15 protein-coding genes and 1 pseudogene are annotated in these 13,742 nt (G+C 71.4%); 10 read left to right on the top strand and 6 right to left on the bottom strand.

Going from position 1 to position 13,742, the window contains the following annotated elements:
• Positions 1–15: 15 nt before the first annotated feature.
• The 4 genes from argJ to B9S57_RS07835 are packed head-to-tail and all read left to right on the top strand — an operon-like array spanning position 16 to position 3,857.
• The gene (argJ, locus tag B9S57_RS07850; RefSeq protein WP_103514807.1) at positions 16–1,170 is read left to right on the top strand and encodes a bifunctional glutamate N-acetyltransferase/amino-acid acetyltransferase ArgJ; all 1,155 of its coding nucleotides are present in this window, start codon (positions 16–18) and stop codon (positions 1,168–1,170) included.
• Positions 1,167–2,093 (top strand): acetylglutamate kinase, encoded by a 927-nt coding sequence (argB, locus tag B9S57_RS07845; protein ID WP_103514806.1) that lies wholly within the window; start codon positions 1,167–1,169, stop codon positions 2,091–2,093. Before argJ ends, argB begins: the two co-directional genes overlap by 4 nt.
• On the top strand, positions 2,090–3,286 hold the full coding sequence (locus B9S57_RS07840; protein WP_103514805.1) for an acetylornithine transaminase: 1,197 nt from the start codon (positions 2,090–2,092) through the stop codon (positions 3,284–3,286). Before argB ends, B9S57_RS07840 begins: the two co-directional genes overlap by 4 nt.
• 25 nt (positions 3,287–3,311) lie before the next feature.
• On the top strand, positions 3,312–3,857 hold the full coding sequence (locus B9S57_RS07835; RefSeq protein WP_103514804.1) for an arginine repressor: 546 nt from the start codon (positions 3,312–3,314) through the stop codon (positions 3,855–3,857).
• Here the strand turns inward: B9S57_RS07835 and B9S57_RS07830 are convergent.
• From B9S57_RS07830 to B9S57_RS07820, 3 genes are all read right to left on the bottom strand, one after another.
• Positions 3,851–4,552 carry a L,D-transpeptidase gene (locus B9S57_RS07830; RefSeq protein ID WP_103514803.1) on the bottom strand — a complete coding sequence of 234 codons (702 nt, stop codon included), beginning with the start codon at positions 4,550–4,552 and terminating at the stop codon, positions 3,851–3,853. The genes B9S57_RS07835 and B9S57_RS07830 overlap by 7 nt on opposite strands.
• Before the next feature lie 64 nt (positions 4,553–4,616).
• Complete coding sequence (locus tag B9S57_RS07825) at positions 4,617–5,216, bottom strand: pyridoxamine 5'-phosphate oxidase family protein (protein WP_103514802.1); 600 nt, start codon at positions 5,214–5,216, stop codon at positions 4,617–4,619.
• Positions 5,217–5,257: 41 nt separating this feature from the next.
• Positions 5,258–5,458, bottom strand: coding sequence for a hypothetical protein (locus B9S57_RS07820; RefSeq protein WP_103514801.1), 201 nt, complete (start codon positions 5,456–5,458; stop codon positions 5,258–5,260).
• 182 nt (positions 5,459–5,640) lie between these two features.
• Here B9S57_RS07820 and argH point away from each other — a divergent pair, with 182 nt between their 5' ends.
• Positions 5,641–7,074, top strand: coding sequence for an argininosuccinate lyase (gene argH / locus B9S57_RS07815; RefSeq protein ID WP_103514800.1), 1,434 nt, complete (start codon positions 5,641–5,643; stop codon positions 7,072–7,074).
• 67 nt (positions 7,075–7,141) lie between these two features.
• A complete protein-coding gene (locus B9S57_RS07810; RefSeq protein WP_103514799.1) occupies positions 7,142–8,113 on the top strand; it encodes an aldo/keto reductase in 972 nt (323 codons plus the stop codon).
• A 46-nt stretch (positions 8,114–8,159) separates the two neighbouring features.
• Here B9S57_RS07810 and B9S57_RS07805 read toward each other — a convergent pair whose 3' ends face one another.
• Complete coding sequence (locus B9S57_RS07805) at positions 8,160–8,660, bottom strand: hypothetical protein (protein WP_103514798.1); 501 nt, start codon at positions 8,658–8,660, stop codon at positions 8,160–8,162.
• A 165-nt stretch (positions 8,661–8,825) separates the two neighbouring features.
• The gene (locus B9S57_RS34020) at positions 8,826–8,975 is read right to left on the bottom strand and encodes a carboxylesterase family protein (protein WP_107499018.1); all 150 of its coding nucleotides are present in this window, start codon (positions 8,973–8,975) and stop codon (positions 8,826–8,828) included.
• A gap of 279 nt (positions 8,976–9,254) precedes the next feature.
• On the opposite strand from B9S57_RS34020, the gene B9S57_RS07800 reads away from it, so the two are divergent.
• Positions 9,255–9,806, top strand: coding sequence for a TetR/AcrR family transcriptional regulator (locus tag B9S57_RS07800; protein WP_103514797.1), 552 nt, complete (start codon positions 9,255–9,257; stop codon positions 9,804–9,806).
• A complete protein-coding gene (locus B9S57_RS07795; RefSeq protein WP_103514796.1) occupies positions 9,803–11,350 on the top strand; it encodes an MFS transporter in 1,548 nt (515 codons plus the stop codon). The genes B9S57_RS07800 and B9S57_RS07795 overlap by 4 nt, the downstream gene beginning before the upstream one ends.
• A 48-nt stretch (positions 11,351–11,398) precedes the next feature.
• Here the strand turns inward: B9S57_RS07795 and B9S57_RS07790 are convergent, their stop codons facing one another.
• On the bottom strand, positions 11,399–12,070 hold the full coding sequence (locus B9S57_RS07790) for a 1-acyl-sn-glycerol-3-phosphate acyltransferase (RefSeq protein WP_103514795.1): 672 nt from the start codon (positions 12,068–12,070) through the stop codon (positions 11,399–11,401).
• Between the two features lie 232 nt (positions 12,071–12,302).
• Between B9S57_RS07790 and B9S57_RS07785 the strand changes: the two genes are divergently transcribed.
• Together B9S57_RS07785 and B9S57_RS35245 are read left to right on the top strand one after the other, a co-directional pair.
• On the top strand, positions 12,303–13,466 hold the full coding sequence (locus tag B9S57_RS07785; RefSeq protein ID WP_103514794.1) for a glycerophosphodiester phosphodiesterase: 1,164 nt from the start codon (positions 12,303–12,305) through the stop codon (positions 13,464–13,466).
• Between the two features lie 105 nt (positions 13,467–13,571).
• Positions 13,572–13,742 (top strand): annotated as a pseudogene (locus B9S57_RS35245) (sigma-70 family RNA polymerase sigma factor); the annotation flags it as partial.

The raw sequence follows: 13,742 nt of genomic DNA, 5'->3' as shown, positions 1-13,742 counted from the left end.
GAACGAGGAGATGCAGTGAGCGTCACGGCAGCCAAGGGGTTCACGGCGGCGGGCATCGCCGCCGGGATCAAGGAGAGCGGTAACCCCGACCTGGCCCTCGTGGTCAACAACGGGCCCCGCCGCGCCGCCGCGGGCGTCTTCACCTCCAACCGCGTCAAGGCCGCGCCCGTCCTCTGGTCGGAACAGGTGCTCAGGGGCGGTGAGGTGACCGCCGTCGTCCTCAACTCCGGTGGAGCCAACGCCTGTACGGGCCCCCAGGGCTTCCAGGACACCCACGCCACCGCCGAGAAGGCGGCCGAGGTCCTGGACGGGCACAGCGCGGGCGAGATCGCGGTCGCCTCGACCGGACTGATCGGCCTGCTCCTTCCCATGGACAAGCTCCTGCCCGGCGTCGAGAAGGCCGCACAGGCCCTGAGCGAGCACGGCGGCGAGAGGGCCGCCCTCGCGATCAAGACCACGGACACCGTCCACAAGACCGCCGTCGCGGGCGGCGAGGGCTGGACCGTCGGCGGCATGGCCAAGGGCGCGGGCATGCTCGCCCCCGGCCTCGCCACCATGCTGGTCGTCCTCACCACCGATGCCGACGTCGAAGCGCCCGCGCTCGACGCCGCGCTGCGCGCCGCCACCCGCACCACCTTCGACCGGGTCGACTCCGACGGCTGCATGTCGACCAACGACACCGTGCTGCTGCTCGCCTCGGGGGCGAGCGGGATCACCCCCGCGCAGACCGAGTTCGGCCAGGCCGTGCAGAGTGTCTGCGCCGCTCTCGCCCGGCAGCTCATCGGCGACGCCGAAGGCGCCTCCAAGGACATCCGGATCGAGGTGGTCAACGCGGCGACCGAGGACGACGCCGTCGAGGTCGGGCGGTGCATCGCCCGCAACAACCTCCTCAAGTGCGCCATCCACGGCGAGGACCCCAACTGGGGCCGTGTCCTCTCCGCGATCGGGACCACGCAGGCAGCCTTCGAGCCCGACCGGCTGAACGTCGCCATCAACGACGTCTGGGTGTGCAAGAACGGCAGCGTCGGCGAGGACCGCGACCTGGTCGACATGCGCTACCGGGAGGTGAGGATCACCGCCGACCTCTCCGCCGGTGACGAATCGGCCGTGATCTGGGCCAACGACCTGACCGCCGAGTACGTCCACGAGAACAGCGCGTACAGCTCATGAGCGCCGCGAGGAAGCACACCGCGCTGCCCAAGGCACAGATCCTCATCGAGGCCCTGCCCTGGCTCACCCGGCACCACGGCAAGACCGTCGTCATCAAGTTCGGCGGCAACGCCATGATCGACGAGGAGCTGAAGGCCGCCTTCGCCCAGGACGTCGTCTTCCTGCGGCACGCCGGGCTCAAGCCCGTCGTCGTGCACGGTGGAGGCCCGCAGATCAGCGCCCAGCTCGACAAGCAGGGCCTGGTCAGCGAATTCAAGGCCGGACTGCGCGTCACCACGCCCGAGGCCATGGACGTCGTACGCATGGTGCTGGCCGGACAGGTCCAGCGCGAGCTCGTCGGGCTGCTCAACGAGCACGGCCCGCTCGCCGTCGGCATGACCGGCGAGGACGCCCACACCATCACCGCCACGCAGCACCGCCCGGTGATCGACGGCGAGGCCGTCGACATCGGCAGGGTCGGCGAGATCACCGCCATAGACACCGGGGCCATCCAGGCGCTGCTGGACGACGGCCGGATCCCGGTCGTCTCCTCCATCGCCCGCTCCGCCGAGGACAACCACGTCTACAACGTCAACGCCGACACGGCCGCCGCCGCGCTCGCCGCCGCGCTGGACGCCGAGACCCTGATGGTCCTCACCGACGTCGAGGGCCTCTACGAGGACTGGCCGAACAGCGACGACGTCATCAGCCGCCTCACCGCCTCCGAGCTGGAGAAACTCCTGCCCGACCTCTCCAGCGGCATGGTGCCCAAGATGCAGGGCTGCCTCCACGCCGTACGCAACGGCGTCGAGACCGCCCGTGTCATCGACGGCCGGGTCCAGCACTCGATCCTGCTGGAGATCTTCACCGACGAGGGAATCGGCACCATGGTCGTGCCGGACGCGACGCCCGCCGCACGGACCGGCGCAGAGGGGAAGTCATGAGCAACGCGGAGTTCGCACAGCGCTGGCAGGGTGCGCTGATGGACAACTACGGCACCCCGCAACTGCCCCTGGTGCGTGGCGCCGGCGCCCGGGTCTGGGACGCCGAGGGGGCCGAGTACCTCGACTTCGTCGGCGGCATCGCGGTCAACGCGCTCGGCCACGCCCACCCCGCCGTGGTCGAGGCCGTCTCCACACAGATCGCCTCGCTGGGCCACGTCTCCAACCTCTACACCGCCGAGCCCCCCATCGAGCTCGCCGAACGGCTGCTCCAGCTCTTCGGCCGGCCGGGCAGGGTCTTCTTCTGCAACTCCGGTGCCGAGGCCAACGAGGCCGCCATCAAGATCGGCCGGCTGACGGGGCGTACGCACATGGTCGCCACGGACGGCGGCTTCCACGGCCGGACCATGGGCAGCCTCGCGCTGACCGGGCAGCAGGCCAAGCGCACCCCCTTCCTGCCGCTGCCCGGCGACGTCACGCACGTGCCGTACGGCGACATCGAGGCGCTCCGGGCCGCGGTGACGACGGAGACCGCGCTGCTCATCATCGAGCCGGTGCAGGGCGAGATCGGTGTGGTCGTACCGCCCAGGGGCTATCTGGAGGCGGCCCGGGAGATCACGCGGGCCACCGGGACGCTGCTCGTCCTGGACGAGGTGCAGACCGGGATCGGCCGCTGCGGCCACTGGTTCGAGTACCAGGCCCACCAGGGCGTAGAGCCCGACCTGGTCACCCTCGCCAAGGGGCTGGGCGGCGGACTGCCGATCGGCGCCACGGTCGCCTTCGGCGAAGCCGCCGACCTGCTGAAGCCCGGTCAGCACGGCACGACGTTCGGAGGCAACCCCGTCGCCTGTGCCGCCGGTCTCGCCGTGCTGGACACGCTCGCCGCCGACGGCGCCCTGGACAACGTCAAGCGGCTCGGCGAGCGGATCAGGGAAGGCGTCGAGGGCCTCGGGCACCCGCTGGTCTCCCACGTCCGCGGCTCCGGACTGCTGCTGGGTATCGTGCTCACCGGGCCCCTCGCACCGAAGGTGCAGCAGGCGGCCCAGGGAGCCGGACTCCTGGTGAACGCGCCCGCCCCCGACGTCGTACGGCTGATGCCGCCGCTGATCATCGGCGACGCCGAGGTGGACGCGTTCCTGCGGATTCTGCCGGGAGCTCTCGACGCGGCTTACGGGGACGGACGATCCGGGGAGTGACGATCCGGAGAATGAGGCGACGACGATGACCGAGGCGCAGGAAACCGACCAGGGCGGGCCGTCGGTGCCGCAGACCCGCACGGCACGCCACCGCAGGATCGTGGACATCCTGAACCGCCAGCCGGTGCGCTCGCAGAGCCAGCTCGCCAGGCTCCTGTCCGACGACGGGCTGAGCGTCACCCAGGCGACGCTCTCCCGGGACCTGGACGAGCTCGGCGCGGTGAAGATCCGCAACACCGGCGGCGAACTCATCTACGCGGTGCCCAGCGAGGGCGGTTTCCGCACCCCGCAGGCGCCGCTCGGGGGGTCGGCCAAGGAGGAGCGGATGCGCAGGCTCTCGGCCGAGCTGCTCATCTCGGCCGAGGCCTCGGCCAACCTCGTGGTGCTGCGTACCCCTCCGGGCGCCGCGCAGTTCCTCGCCTCGGCCATCGACCAGGCCGAGCTCCGGGCGATCCTCGGCACGATCGCCGGGGACGACACGCTGATGCTGATCAGCCGTGACCCGAACGGCGGCCAGGCCCTGGCCGACCACCTCCTGCGGCTGGCCCAGAACGACCGCGGCCGTCAGTAGCGGGTGATCGCGGTGGGGCCGGAGGCCGTCCCGACCGCGATGTGGGGACGGCGGCCCGGATCGGCCCAGGCGAGGATCCGGTCCATGGCGGCCGCCGGCACGGACACACAGCCGGCGGTCGCGCCCTTGCCGTCGACGTGGAGGAAGATCCCGGCGCCCCTGCCCCGCACCGGCCGGTGGTAGTTGAAGCCGACGACGAGCGCCCGGGCGTACTGGGTGGCGTAGGCGACGAGGTGCTCCGACTCCTCCGCCCGGCAGTCGGCCGGCCTCGGCTCCACCCAGCGGTTGTAGGCCGAGGACGCGTTGTCCTGGCACCACCACGACTCCTGGCCGATCCGCCGGTAAGGGTAGCGGGTCCCGGGCGGGGCGGCCGAGGTCCCGAAGGCGTAGAGCAGGTCGTAGAGACCGGTGGGCGTCGTGTTCGTGCCCTGGCTCCGGGTGGCGCCCTCGGTCAGGCCGTTCGCCCCGAAGCGCGCGGGCGCGGTGCCCGCGGCCACCCATTCGCCCCCGCGCCGGTCCCACCAGGTGACCGTGCCGGTCGTGGAGTCCGTGCCGGGGGCCTCGGCGGTGATCAGCTGCGTACCTCCACCAGTGTCGGCCAGCTGCTCCGGAAGGGGGGACGGCTCCGCGGGCCGCGCCGCGAGTGAACCGGCCAGTGCCAGCAGGACCGAGGCGGTCACCAGGAATCTGCGCATGCTCCGGACCGTACGGGGCGCCGCGGAACGCCCCCACCGCGCCTGCTCCGTACGGCCCAGCGCCTCACCCCGCTGCCGACGAGGGCAGCGGGGGCAGGGGCAGCGGGAGCCCCGGCAGACCGTCGATGCTGGTCGCGATGTCGGACTTCTTCTCGAAGTAGCCGCTGAGGCTCTCGTCGTCCTCGCGCCGGAACCGGTCGGCGTGCAGGGAGCGGTCCTCGTCGTACGACATGAACGGCACCGCGTAACCACAGGTGTCCCGGATCAGTTCGGCGGTCACCACGATGATCGCGCGCAGTCCGTGGGGGGTCGGGTCCACCCCGGGGAAGTGGCCGAGAAGGCCGGTGAAGCGCGGGTCGTCGCGGAAGACAGGCTCACCGCGTCCGTGCACGCGGACGATGTTGGGGGGTCCCTGGAAGGCGCACCACATCAGAGTGATGCGCCCGTTCTCCCGGAGGTGGGCCACGGTCTCCGCATTGCTGCCGGCGAAGTCGAGGTAGGCCACGGTCCGTTCGTCGATCACGGCGAACGACCCGCTCACCCCCTTGGGCGAGAGGTTGATGGTGCCGTCGCCGTCCAGGGGTGAGGTGGCGGTGAAGAAGAGCGGCTGCTCCTCGATGAAGGTCCGGAGCCGGCCGTCGATGCGTTCGTGTGTCTTTCCCATGAGGGCATTGTCGTTCGAACGGTCGCGCGGTGACGGACGTTTCACAGTCCGGGCAGTCCGCGTGCCCGGGTGCGGTCGAGCACGGTGAGGGCGAAGCCGCCCCGGTCGCGGCGGGCCGGCAGCAGGACGAGGCCGGCCGGTGGGGCGAGCGCGATCCAGGCCGCCGGGCCGGTGGTGTCCAGGGCCTCGCCCAGCGGGACCCCCAGGCCCAGGCGCCTGGCAGGCTCGTCTCCGCCGTCCATCCGTCCCCCGGGTGATGCCTGTGTCGAGCGCCGATCGTAGGGGCGCAGGCGCGCCCTGGAGCAGCCGTTTCGCCGCCCCGACCAGCAACTTTGACAAAGCATGCAGACCATCGCATAGTTATGCCATTCGTGATCGCGCCGTGAGGCGGACGCACACCCCTTGCACTCCCGAGGAGCACGCAGTGAGCAACGGCACCGGAAACAGCGACGTACGCCTCTGGGGCGGCCGTTTCGCCGACGGTCCGGCCGAGGCGCTGGCCAAGCTGTCCGCGTCCGTCCACTTCGACTGGCGGCTCGCGCCGTACGACATCGCCGGCTCCCGTGCCCACGCGCGCGTCCTGAACAAGGCGGGGCTCCTCACCGACGACGAACTGGCCCGGATGATCGAGGGGCTGGACTCGCTCGAAGGTGCCGTGGCCGACGGCTCCTTCACCGGCACCATCGCCGACGAGGACGTCCACACCGCCCTGGAGCGCGGCCTCCTGGAGCGCCTCGGCCCCGACCTCGGCGGCAAGCTGCGGGCCGGCAGGTCCCGCAACGACCAGGTCGCCACGCTCTTCCGCATGTACCTGCGCGACCACGCCCGGATCATCGGCGGGCTGATCGCCGAGCTCCAGGACGCACTGGTGGGGCTGGCCGAGGCGCACCCGGACGTGGCCATGCCCGGCCGCACCCACCTCCAGCACGCGCAGCCCGTCCTCTTCGCCCACCACGTCCTGGCGCACGTGCAGCCCCTGTCCCGGGACGCGGAGCGGCTGAGGCAGTGGGACGAGCGGACCGCGGTGTCCCCGTACGGCTCCGGTGCGCTGGCCGGTTCGTCCCTCGGGCTCGACCCCGAGGCCGTCGCGGCGGACCTCGGCTTCGAACGTGGTTCCGTCGCCAACTCCATCGACGGCACCGCGTCCCGCGACTTCGTCGCCGAGTTCGCCTTCGTCACCGCGATGATCGGCGTCAACCTCTCCCGCATCGCCGAGGAGATCATCATCTGGAACACGAAGGAGTTCTCCTTCGTCACCCTCCACGACGCCTTCTCCACCGGCTCCTCGATCATGCCGCAGAAGAAGAACCCGGACATCGCCGAGCTGGCCCGCGGCAAGTCGGGACGCCTCATCGGGAACCTGACCGGGCTGATGGCGACCCTGAAGGCCCTCCCGCTCGCGTACAACCGCGACCTCCAGGAGGACAAGGAGCCGGTCTTCGACTCCTGCGACCAGCTGGAGATCCTGCTGCCCGCCTTCACCGGGATGATGGCCACCCTCACCGTCAACCGGGAGCGCATGGAGGAACTGGCCCCGGCCGGCTTCTCGCTCGCCACGGACGTTGCCGAGTGGCTGGTCAAGCAGGGGGTCCCGTTCCGGGTGGCGCACGAAGTCGCGGGCGAGTGCGTGAAGGTGTGCGAGCAGCAGGGCATCGAGCTCGACGAGCTGACCGACGAGCAGTTCGCGAAGATCTCCGAGCACCTCACCCCCGAGGTGCGCACGGTCCTCGACGTGCCCGGCGCGCTCGCCTCCCGTGACGGGCGCGGCGGGACGGCCCCCTCGGCCGTCGCCGTCCAGCTGGCCGAGGTGAAGGCCGACCTGGTGACGCAGCACGCCTGGGCGACCGCCCGCGGATGATTCGGGGGGCATCGCGGGCTACGTTGACGGGAAGGCGTTCGGAACGACCGACCCAGAGGAGCCCGCGATGCCCTTCGCCCGCCTCAACCGAGCGACCACCCCGACCTCGCACATCGGGCTCGGCCTGGCCGCCGTCGGCAGGCCCGCGTACATCACACCCCACCGAGACCGGGATCTGCCGGGGGACCGGGGGGTGGACGCGCTACGCAGCCGCACCCATGAACTCCTGGACGCGGCCTACGCCCAGGGCGTGCGCTACGTCGACGCCGCCCGCTCCTACGGCCGGGCCGAGGAGTTCCTCGCCGAGTGGCTCATCGCCCGCCCCGAGGTGACGGACGTGGTCGTCGGCAGCAAATGGGGCTACACGTACACCGGTGACTGGCGCCTCGACGCCGAGGCGCACGAGGTCAAGGACCACGGTCTCGCCGCCTTCGAACGCCAGCGCGCGGAGAGCGCCGGACTGCTCGGCGACCGGCTCGATCTCTACCAGATCCACTCGGTGACCGCCGACAGCCCGGCGCTCGGCGACAAGGACCTGCACGCCCGTCTCGCGGAACTCGCCGCCGGAGGCACCACGATCGGCTTCTCCACGAGCGGTCCCGCCCAGGCCGACGCCGTCCGGGCCGCCCTCTCCGTGACCGTGGACGGTGAGCCGCTCTTCCGCACCGTCCAGGCCACCTACAACGCCCTGGAGACCTCCGCCGGACCCGCGCTCGCCGAGGCCCACGACGCGGGGCTCACCGTCATCGTCAAGGAGGCCATGGCCAACGGCCGGCTCGCCGGGACCGAGGCCCCCGCCGTCGTCCGGGAGATCGGCGCCGAAGCCGGGCTGGAAGCGGACGCCGTGGCCCTGGCGCTCGGGCTGCACCAGCCGTGGGCCGGAGTCGTCCTGTCCGGTGCCGCCACCGTCGCCCAGCTGTCGGCCAATCTGCACGCGCCGCTGCTCGACCTCGACCCGGGCCGGCTGGACCGGCTGGCCGCCCTGGTGGAGGAGCCGGAGGCGTACTGGCGCCACCGCGCCTCACTGCCCTGGAGCTGAGCGAGCCCGGTCCTCGCCGTGCTCACGCCCAGGGCCGTCGGCGTGCTCACACCCAGGCGGCGAGCACCTCGAAGTCCTCGCGCACCAGGCCCACCCAGGGGTCGACCCGCCGCAGCAGGGCCTGCCCCGGGTGGTGCGCGGCGACCCAGGACCTGTCGCGCTCCGAGATCTCGTCGTCGACCCAGGCGAACGGCCTCCCGTCCGCGTAGTCGACGACGTAGCGCGTCTTCCAGTACGTCCCGTCCTGCCGGAGGGTGTGCATCGCGGGCCAGTCGATGTACGGCAACGGGGGCAGCCCGATGCGCGGGCCGACCCACTCGTTGGCCTCGTCCTTCCAGGTGGTCGCCCAGACGAGCTCGTACCACTCGGCGAGGGCCAGCAGCTCGTCGCCGTGTGCGGGGCTGAGCAGGACGGGCAGCGGGGTCCCCTCCTTCCACCCCGTCGGCCGCATCCTGTGGAGGGTGTATCCCTCAGGGAGGGGGCTGCGGGCCAGGGCCGCGTAGGGGTTCAGCGGACCGTCGATGTCGATCAGCAGCAGCGGCTTCATGACGCCATGGTGCCCCGGCCCGCCCGTCCGGGGAGGGTGGCGGCGGCCGTGTGCCGACTCCTCGGCCCTTCGCCGGCCTGCTGTCAGTCCGTGCCGAGGCTGCCGTCCCACAGTTCGCGCTCGGTCCCGCGCGGGTCGTCGAGTACCCGGTGGGTCGCGGTGTTGTCATGGGCGCGGCAGGGGAGCGGCGAAACGCGGCTCACCGATCGGGGCGCGGTCGTAGGGCATTCCGAGGAAGCGGGCGATGCCGTCCGCCATGGTCCCCGACACCGAGCCGTATGCCGCCGCGACCTCGACCGTGCTCTGTCCGGACATCTGTCTCCTTGGGGTCGGTGGCCATGGACCGGCCATCGGGGTGCCGGGCGACCACCCGTCAGGCGTCGCACCGGGCGTCGCGCGCGGTGGGGCGCACATACCCAGAGCTGTCGTTTGATTACACACGGTGATAGAATGTGTTGGATGCTGCCCCACGGTGATCGGCGGTCGGTGATCGGCGGTCGGTGATCGGCGGTCGGGGAGGAGCTGGCCTCTCGTGATCGATGGTGGATCATGAGAGATGAGACGTTGTCGTCTCAGTTGAGTTAATGTCGTCTCATGACTCTCGATCGCGAGCAGGTGCTGCGGAGCGCCGCCGCCCTGCTCACCCGAAAATCCACGGCGACCATGGACGAGGTCGCCCGGGCCGCCGGCATCGGCCGCGCCACCCTCCACCGGCACTTCGCCGGGCGGGACGCCCTGGTCGGAGCGTTGGAAGACCTCGGGATCAGGGAGTTCGAGGCAGCCCTGGACGCGGCCGGGCTCGACGAGGGCGGCGCCGAGGACGGGCTGCGGCGGCTCATCGCCGCGGTCGAGCCGAGTGCGGGGCTGTTGTCCTTCCTCGTCACCGAGAACCAGCTCTTCGAGGGCGACGACGTCAACGAGGGGTGGAGCCGGCTCGACACGCGGGTCTCCGCCTTCTTCCGCCGCGGCCAGGAACGCGGCGAATTCCGGATCGACCTCACCCCGGCCTGGCTCACCGAGGCGCTGTACGGCCTGATCGGGAGCTGTGCGTGGTCCGTGCAGACCGGCAGGGTCGCCGCACAGGACTTCCCCTACATGATCGTCGAGTTGCTCCTCGGCGGAGCACGCCGGAGCGTGGAGAAATGAGCAGCACCTCTCAGCGGGCGGGCGTCACGGGCGACCCGCACCATCCGGGCCGATGGATCGCCCTCGCCGTCCTCGTCCTCGCCGTGCTGCTGGTCGCCGTCGACGCGACGGTCCTCGGACTGGCGACCCCGTTCCTCAGCGAGGACCTGGAGCCGACCGGCACCCAGCTGCTCTGGATCGGAGACGTCTACTCCTTCGTGATCGCCGGGCTCCTCGTCTCCATGGGCAGCCTCGGTGACCGCATCGGCCGCAAGAAACTGCTGCTGACCGGGGCCACCGCCTTCGGGGCGGTGTCCGTGCTCAACGCCTACGCCTCCAGCCCCGAGATGATGATCGTGGCCAGGGCACTGCTCGGCGTCGCGGGCGCCACCCTGATGCCGTCCACGCTCGCCCTGATCCGCAACCTCTTCCACGACCCGCGCGAACGCAGCCTCGCCGTCGGTATCTGGGGCGCCATGGCCTCGGCGGGTGCCGCCGTCGGCCCCGTCGTGGGCGGGCTGCTGCTGGAGCACTTCTGGTGGGGCTCCGTCTTTTTGATCAACCTGCCCGTGATGGCGGTCCTCGTCGCTGTCGGCGTCAAGATGATCCCCGAGTCCAAGAACCCGGCGCCCGGCCCCTGGGACCTGCTCAGCGTGGGGCTCTCCCTGGTCGGCATGATCGGCGTCGTGTACGCCATCAAGGAGGCGGCCGCACACGGTGTGAGCTGGGAGAACGTCGCTGCCGCCGTGGGCGGGGTGCTGGCGCTCACCTGGTTCGTGCGCCGTCAGCTGAAGCTCCCCGCCCCGCTGCTCGACATGCGGCTCTTCCACCACCGGGGGTTCTCCGGCGCGGTCCTGGCCGACCTCCTGACCATCCTCGGCCTCTCCGGCATCGTCTTCTTCCTCTCCCAGTTCCTGCAGCTGGTCCAGGGCCGGGGCCCCCTGGAGGCCGGGCTCGCCGAACTTCCCGCCGCCGTCGGCGCGGTGACCGCCGGGCTGCTGGCCGGGAGGGTGGCACGCCACTACTCCGTGCGTTCCGTGGTCGCCGTCGGGCTCGGCGCCATCGGCGTGTCGCTCGCGACGGTCACGGTGATCCACAAGGAGACCGGCTATCCGCTGATCGGTGTCCTGCTCCTGGTGGTGGGTGTCGGCGCGGGATTCGCCTTCACCGTCACCTCCGACGTGATCCTCTCCAGCGTCCCCAAGGAGCAGGCGGGGTCGGCGTCCGCGGTGTCCGAGACGGCCTACGAGCTCGGCGCGGCCCTCGGCATCGCCCTGCTCGGCTCCATCGTCACCGGGGTCTACAAGGGGTTCGGGACACCCGAGGGCATCCCGGCGTCCGCTGCCGCGGCCGCCCACGAATCGCTCGGCGGGGCCGTGGAGACCGCCGAGCGCCTTCCCTCACAGCAGGGGAGCGAGCTCGTCGTCGCGGCGCAGGAGGCCTTCGTCAACGGGCTCCGGGTGTCAGCGGCGGTCGGCGCCGTGGTGCTGCTCGCGACGGCGGTGGCGGCGTGGTTCCTGCTGCGTGACCAGGAGCTCGAGGACGGCATCATCCCGGACGAGTGAGTGGCCCGGCGCGCATCGCGCCGGGCCACTCGGAAGCATTTGTACGGCTCAGGCGGCCTTGGCCTTCGTGGCGTACATGTCGACGTACTCCTGGCCGGACAGCCGCATGACCTCGGCCATGACCGAGTCCGTCACCGCCCGCAGGACGTACCGGTCGCGGTCCATGCCCTCGTAGCGGGAGAACTCCATCGGCTCGCCGAAGCGGACCGTGACCTTGCCCGGGCGGGGCAGTCCGGCGCCGCCGGGCTGCAGCTTGTCGGTGCCGATCATCGCGAACGGCACCACCGGCGCACCGGTCATCAGGGTCAGCCGCGCGATCCCGGTGCGTCCCCGGTAGAGCCTGCCGTCGGGGGAGCGGGTGCCCTCCGGGTAGATGGCGAAGGCGTGGCCCTCCTCCAGGATCCGCCGGCCCGTCATGAGCGCCGCGACACCGCCGCGTCCGCCGTCCCGGTCCACCGGGATCATGCCGCAGCCGGTGAAGAACCAGGCCATCAGCCGGCCCTTGAGCCCCTTGCCGGTGACGTACTCGTCCTTACCGATGTAGAACACCGGCCGGTCGCAGCAGATCGGCATGATCATCGAGTCGATGAACGTCAGGTGGTTGCCCGCGAGGATCACCGGCCCGGTCCCCGGGATGTTCTCGACGCCTTCCACCTGGGGCCGGAAGAGCAGGCGCAGGATCGGTCCGAGCACTGCCTTGATGACCGTGAGTCGGGACAACGCTTCCTCCGGTGTCGTGGCCGGGCGGCCGGTGCGGGAATTCGCGAGGGTCTGTGCAGGTGAGGACGATACTCGCGGGTACCGCCTCTGCGCACATCGGGTTCACCGAGCCGATACGCAGTGTTGACGTGTGTTTCCGCCATGTTCGTCCACGGGCCGCCCCACCGATGGCGTAGCTGCCTACGATCAATCCTCCCCCGAAGGTGCCGGACATCACACGCGAGGAGCATTCATGACAGAGCGCGCGCAGACTGCACCCGGTCGGCGGACCCTCCTGGGGGCGGCCGTCCTCGGCACGGCGGCCCTCGGAATCCCCGGAACGGCGCACGCCGCCGGGCGTGGCGCCCCCGACGGCCGGGGCGCGGGGAGCGGCTCCTACCGGGACCTGCCCGTGCCGACCGTCATCGGCCACCGCGGTGCCAGCGGCTACCGCCCCGAGCACACCCTCGGCTCGTACCAGCTCGCGCTGGACATGGGCGCCCACATCGTCGAGCAGGACCTCGTGCCGACGAAGGACGGCCATCTGGTCTGCCGGCACGAGAACGACATCACCGGCACCACGGACGTCGCCGACCACCCCGAATTCGCGAGCCGCAAGGCCACCAAGAAGGTCGACGGCGTCCCGCTCACCGGCTGGTTCACCGAGGACTTCACCCTCGCCGAGCTGAAGACCCTCCGGGCGAAGGAGCGCATTCCCGGCAACCGCCAGGAGAACACGCTGTACGACGGACGCTGGGAGATCCCCACCTTCGAGGAGGTCCTGCGCTGGGCCGAGACGGAGGGCCGCAGGCGTGGACGGCCCGTCTGGCTCTACGTCGAGACCAAGCACCCCTCCTACTTCAGGGGGCTGGGGCTCTCCCTGGAGGAGCCGCTCGCGAAGCTGCTGCGCCGCCACGGCCGGCACCGGGCGAACTCGCCGCTGATCCTCCAGTCCTTCGAGCCGAGCTCGATGCAGAGGCTGTCGAAGCTCGTCTCCACGCCCCGTGTCGTCCTGCTGTCCGGGCCGAAGGAGCGGCCCTGGGACTTCGTGGAGGCCGGCGATCCCCGTACCGTCGCCGACCTGGTGACGCCCGCCGGGCTGAAGTGGATCGCCTCGTTCGCCCAGGGCATCGGCCCCACCCTGGACCTGGTCATCCCCAAGGACGGTGCGGGACGGCTCACCACCCCCACCACCCTGGTCGCGGACGCGCACGCGCGGGGACTGGTCCTGCACCCGTACACACTGCGCAACGAGAACACCTTCCTGCCGGCGGAGTTCCGGCGCGGCACCGACCCGAACGCGTACGGCGACTCGTTCGGCGCTCTGCGGGTGTACTTCGAGGCGGGCATCGACGGGATCTTCTCCGACAACCCGGACACCGCCCTGCTCGCGGCCGCGGACTTCGCCCGGGACTGACGTAGGGAACCGGGCGGGCGCGTCAGCCGCCCGGCCGGCATGCCCCGGTCGGGTGGAGCTCCCCGTGTGCGGCAACCGGCGGCGCACGGGGAGCGTTGACGAGGCATGACACTTCTTGATCATGTTCCGGCGGCCCTCCCGGAGGCTTCGGCCGACCGCGGGCGAGCCGTCGTCCTGGCCCTGCGCGCGCTCGTGCGCGCGGAGGCGGCGGCCGAGGCCCAGGCCGCGGGCACCGAGGCCGCGGACCTGGAACAGGCGGTGTGGCTCAGGCTGCTG

The organism is Streptomyces sp. SM10, assembly GCF_002910915.1.
Taxonomy (GTDB): Bacteria; Actinomycetota; Actinomycetes; order Streptomycetales; family Streptomycetaceae; genus Streptomyces.
This window is presented reverse-complemented; position numbering and strand designations above follow the sequence as displayed.

Coding starts and splice junctions, on each gene's coding strand:
- B9S57_RS34020 (WP_107499018.1), bottom strand. CDS start 8,975: ATGTCCGGACAGAGCACGGTCGAGGTCGCGGCGGCATACGGCTCGGTG.
- argB (WP_103514806.1), top strand. CDS start 1,167: ATGAGCGCCGCGAGGAAGCACACCGCGCTGCCCAAGGCACAGATCCTC.
- B9S57_RS07785 (WP_103514794.1), top strand. CDS start 12,303: ATGACAGAGCGCGCGCAGACTGCACCCGGTCGGCGGACCCTCCTGGGG.
- B9S57_RS07830 (WP_103514803.1), bottom strand. CDS start 4,552: ATGCGCAGATTCCTGGTGACCGCCTCGGTCCTGCTGGCACTGGCCGGT.
- B9S57_RS07835 (WP_103514804.1), top strand. CDS start 3,312: ATGACCGAGGCGCAGGAAACCGACCAGGGCGGGCCGTCGGTGCCGCAG.
- B9S57_RS07825 (WP_103514802.1), bottom strand. CDS start 5,216: ATGGGAAAGACACACGAACGCATCGACGGCCGGCTCCGGACCTTCATC.
- B9S57_RS07820 (WP_103514801.1), bottom strand. CDS start 5,458: ATGGACGGCGGAGACGAGCCTGCCAGGCGCCTGGGCCTGGGGGTCCCG.
- B9S57_RS07795 (WP_103514796.1), top strand. CDS start 9,803: ATGAGCAGCACCTCTCAGCGGGCGGGCGTCACGGGCGACCCGCACCAT.
- B9S57_RS07810 (WP_103514799.1), top strand. CDS start 7,142: ATGCCCTTCGCCCGCCTCAACCGAGCGACCACCCCGACCTCGCACATC.
- B9S57_RS07800 (WP_103514797.1), top strand. CDS start 9,255: ATGACTCTCGATCGCGAGCAGGTGCTGCGGAGCGCCGCCGCCCTGCTC.
- B9S57_RS07840 (WP_103514805.1), top strand. CDS start 2,090: ATGAGCAACGCGGAGTTCGCACAGCGCTGGCAGGGTGCGCTGATGGAC.
- B9S57_RS07805 (WP_103514798.1), bottom strand. CDS start 8,660: ATGAAGCCGCTGCTGCTGATCGACATCGACGGTCCGCTGAACCCCTAC.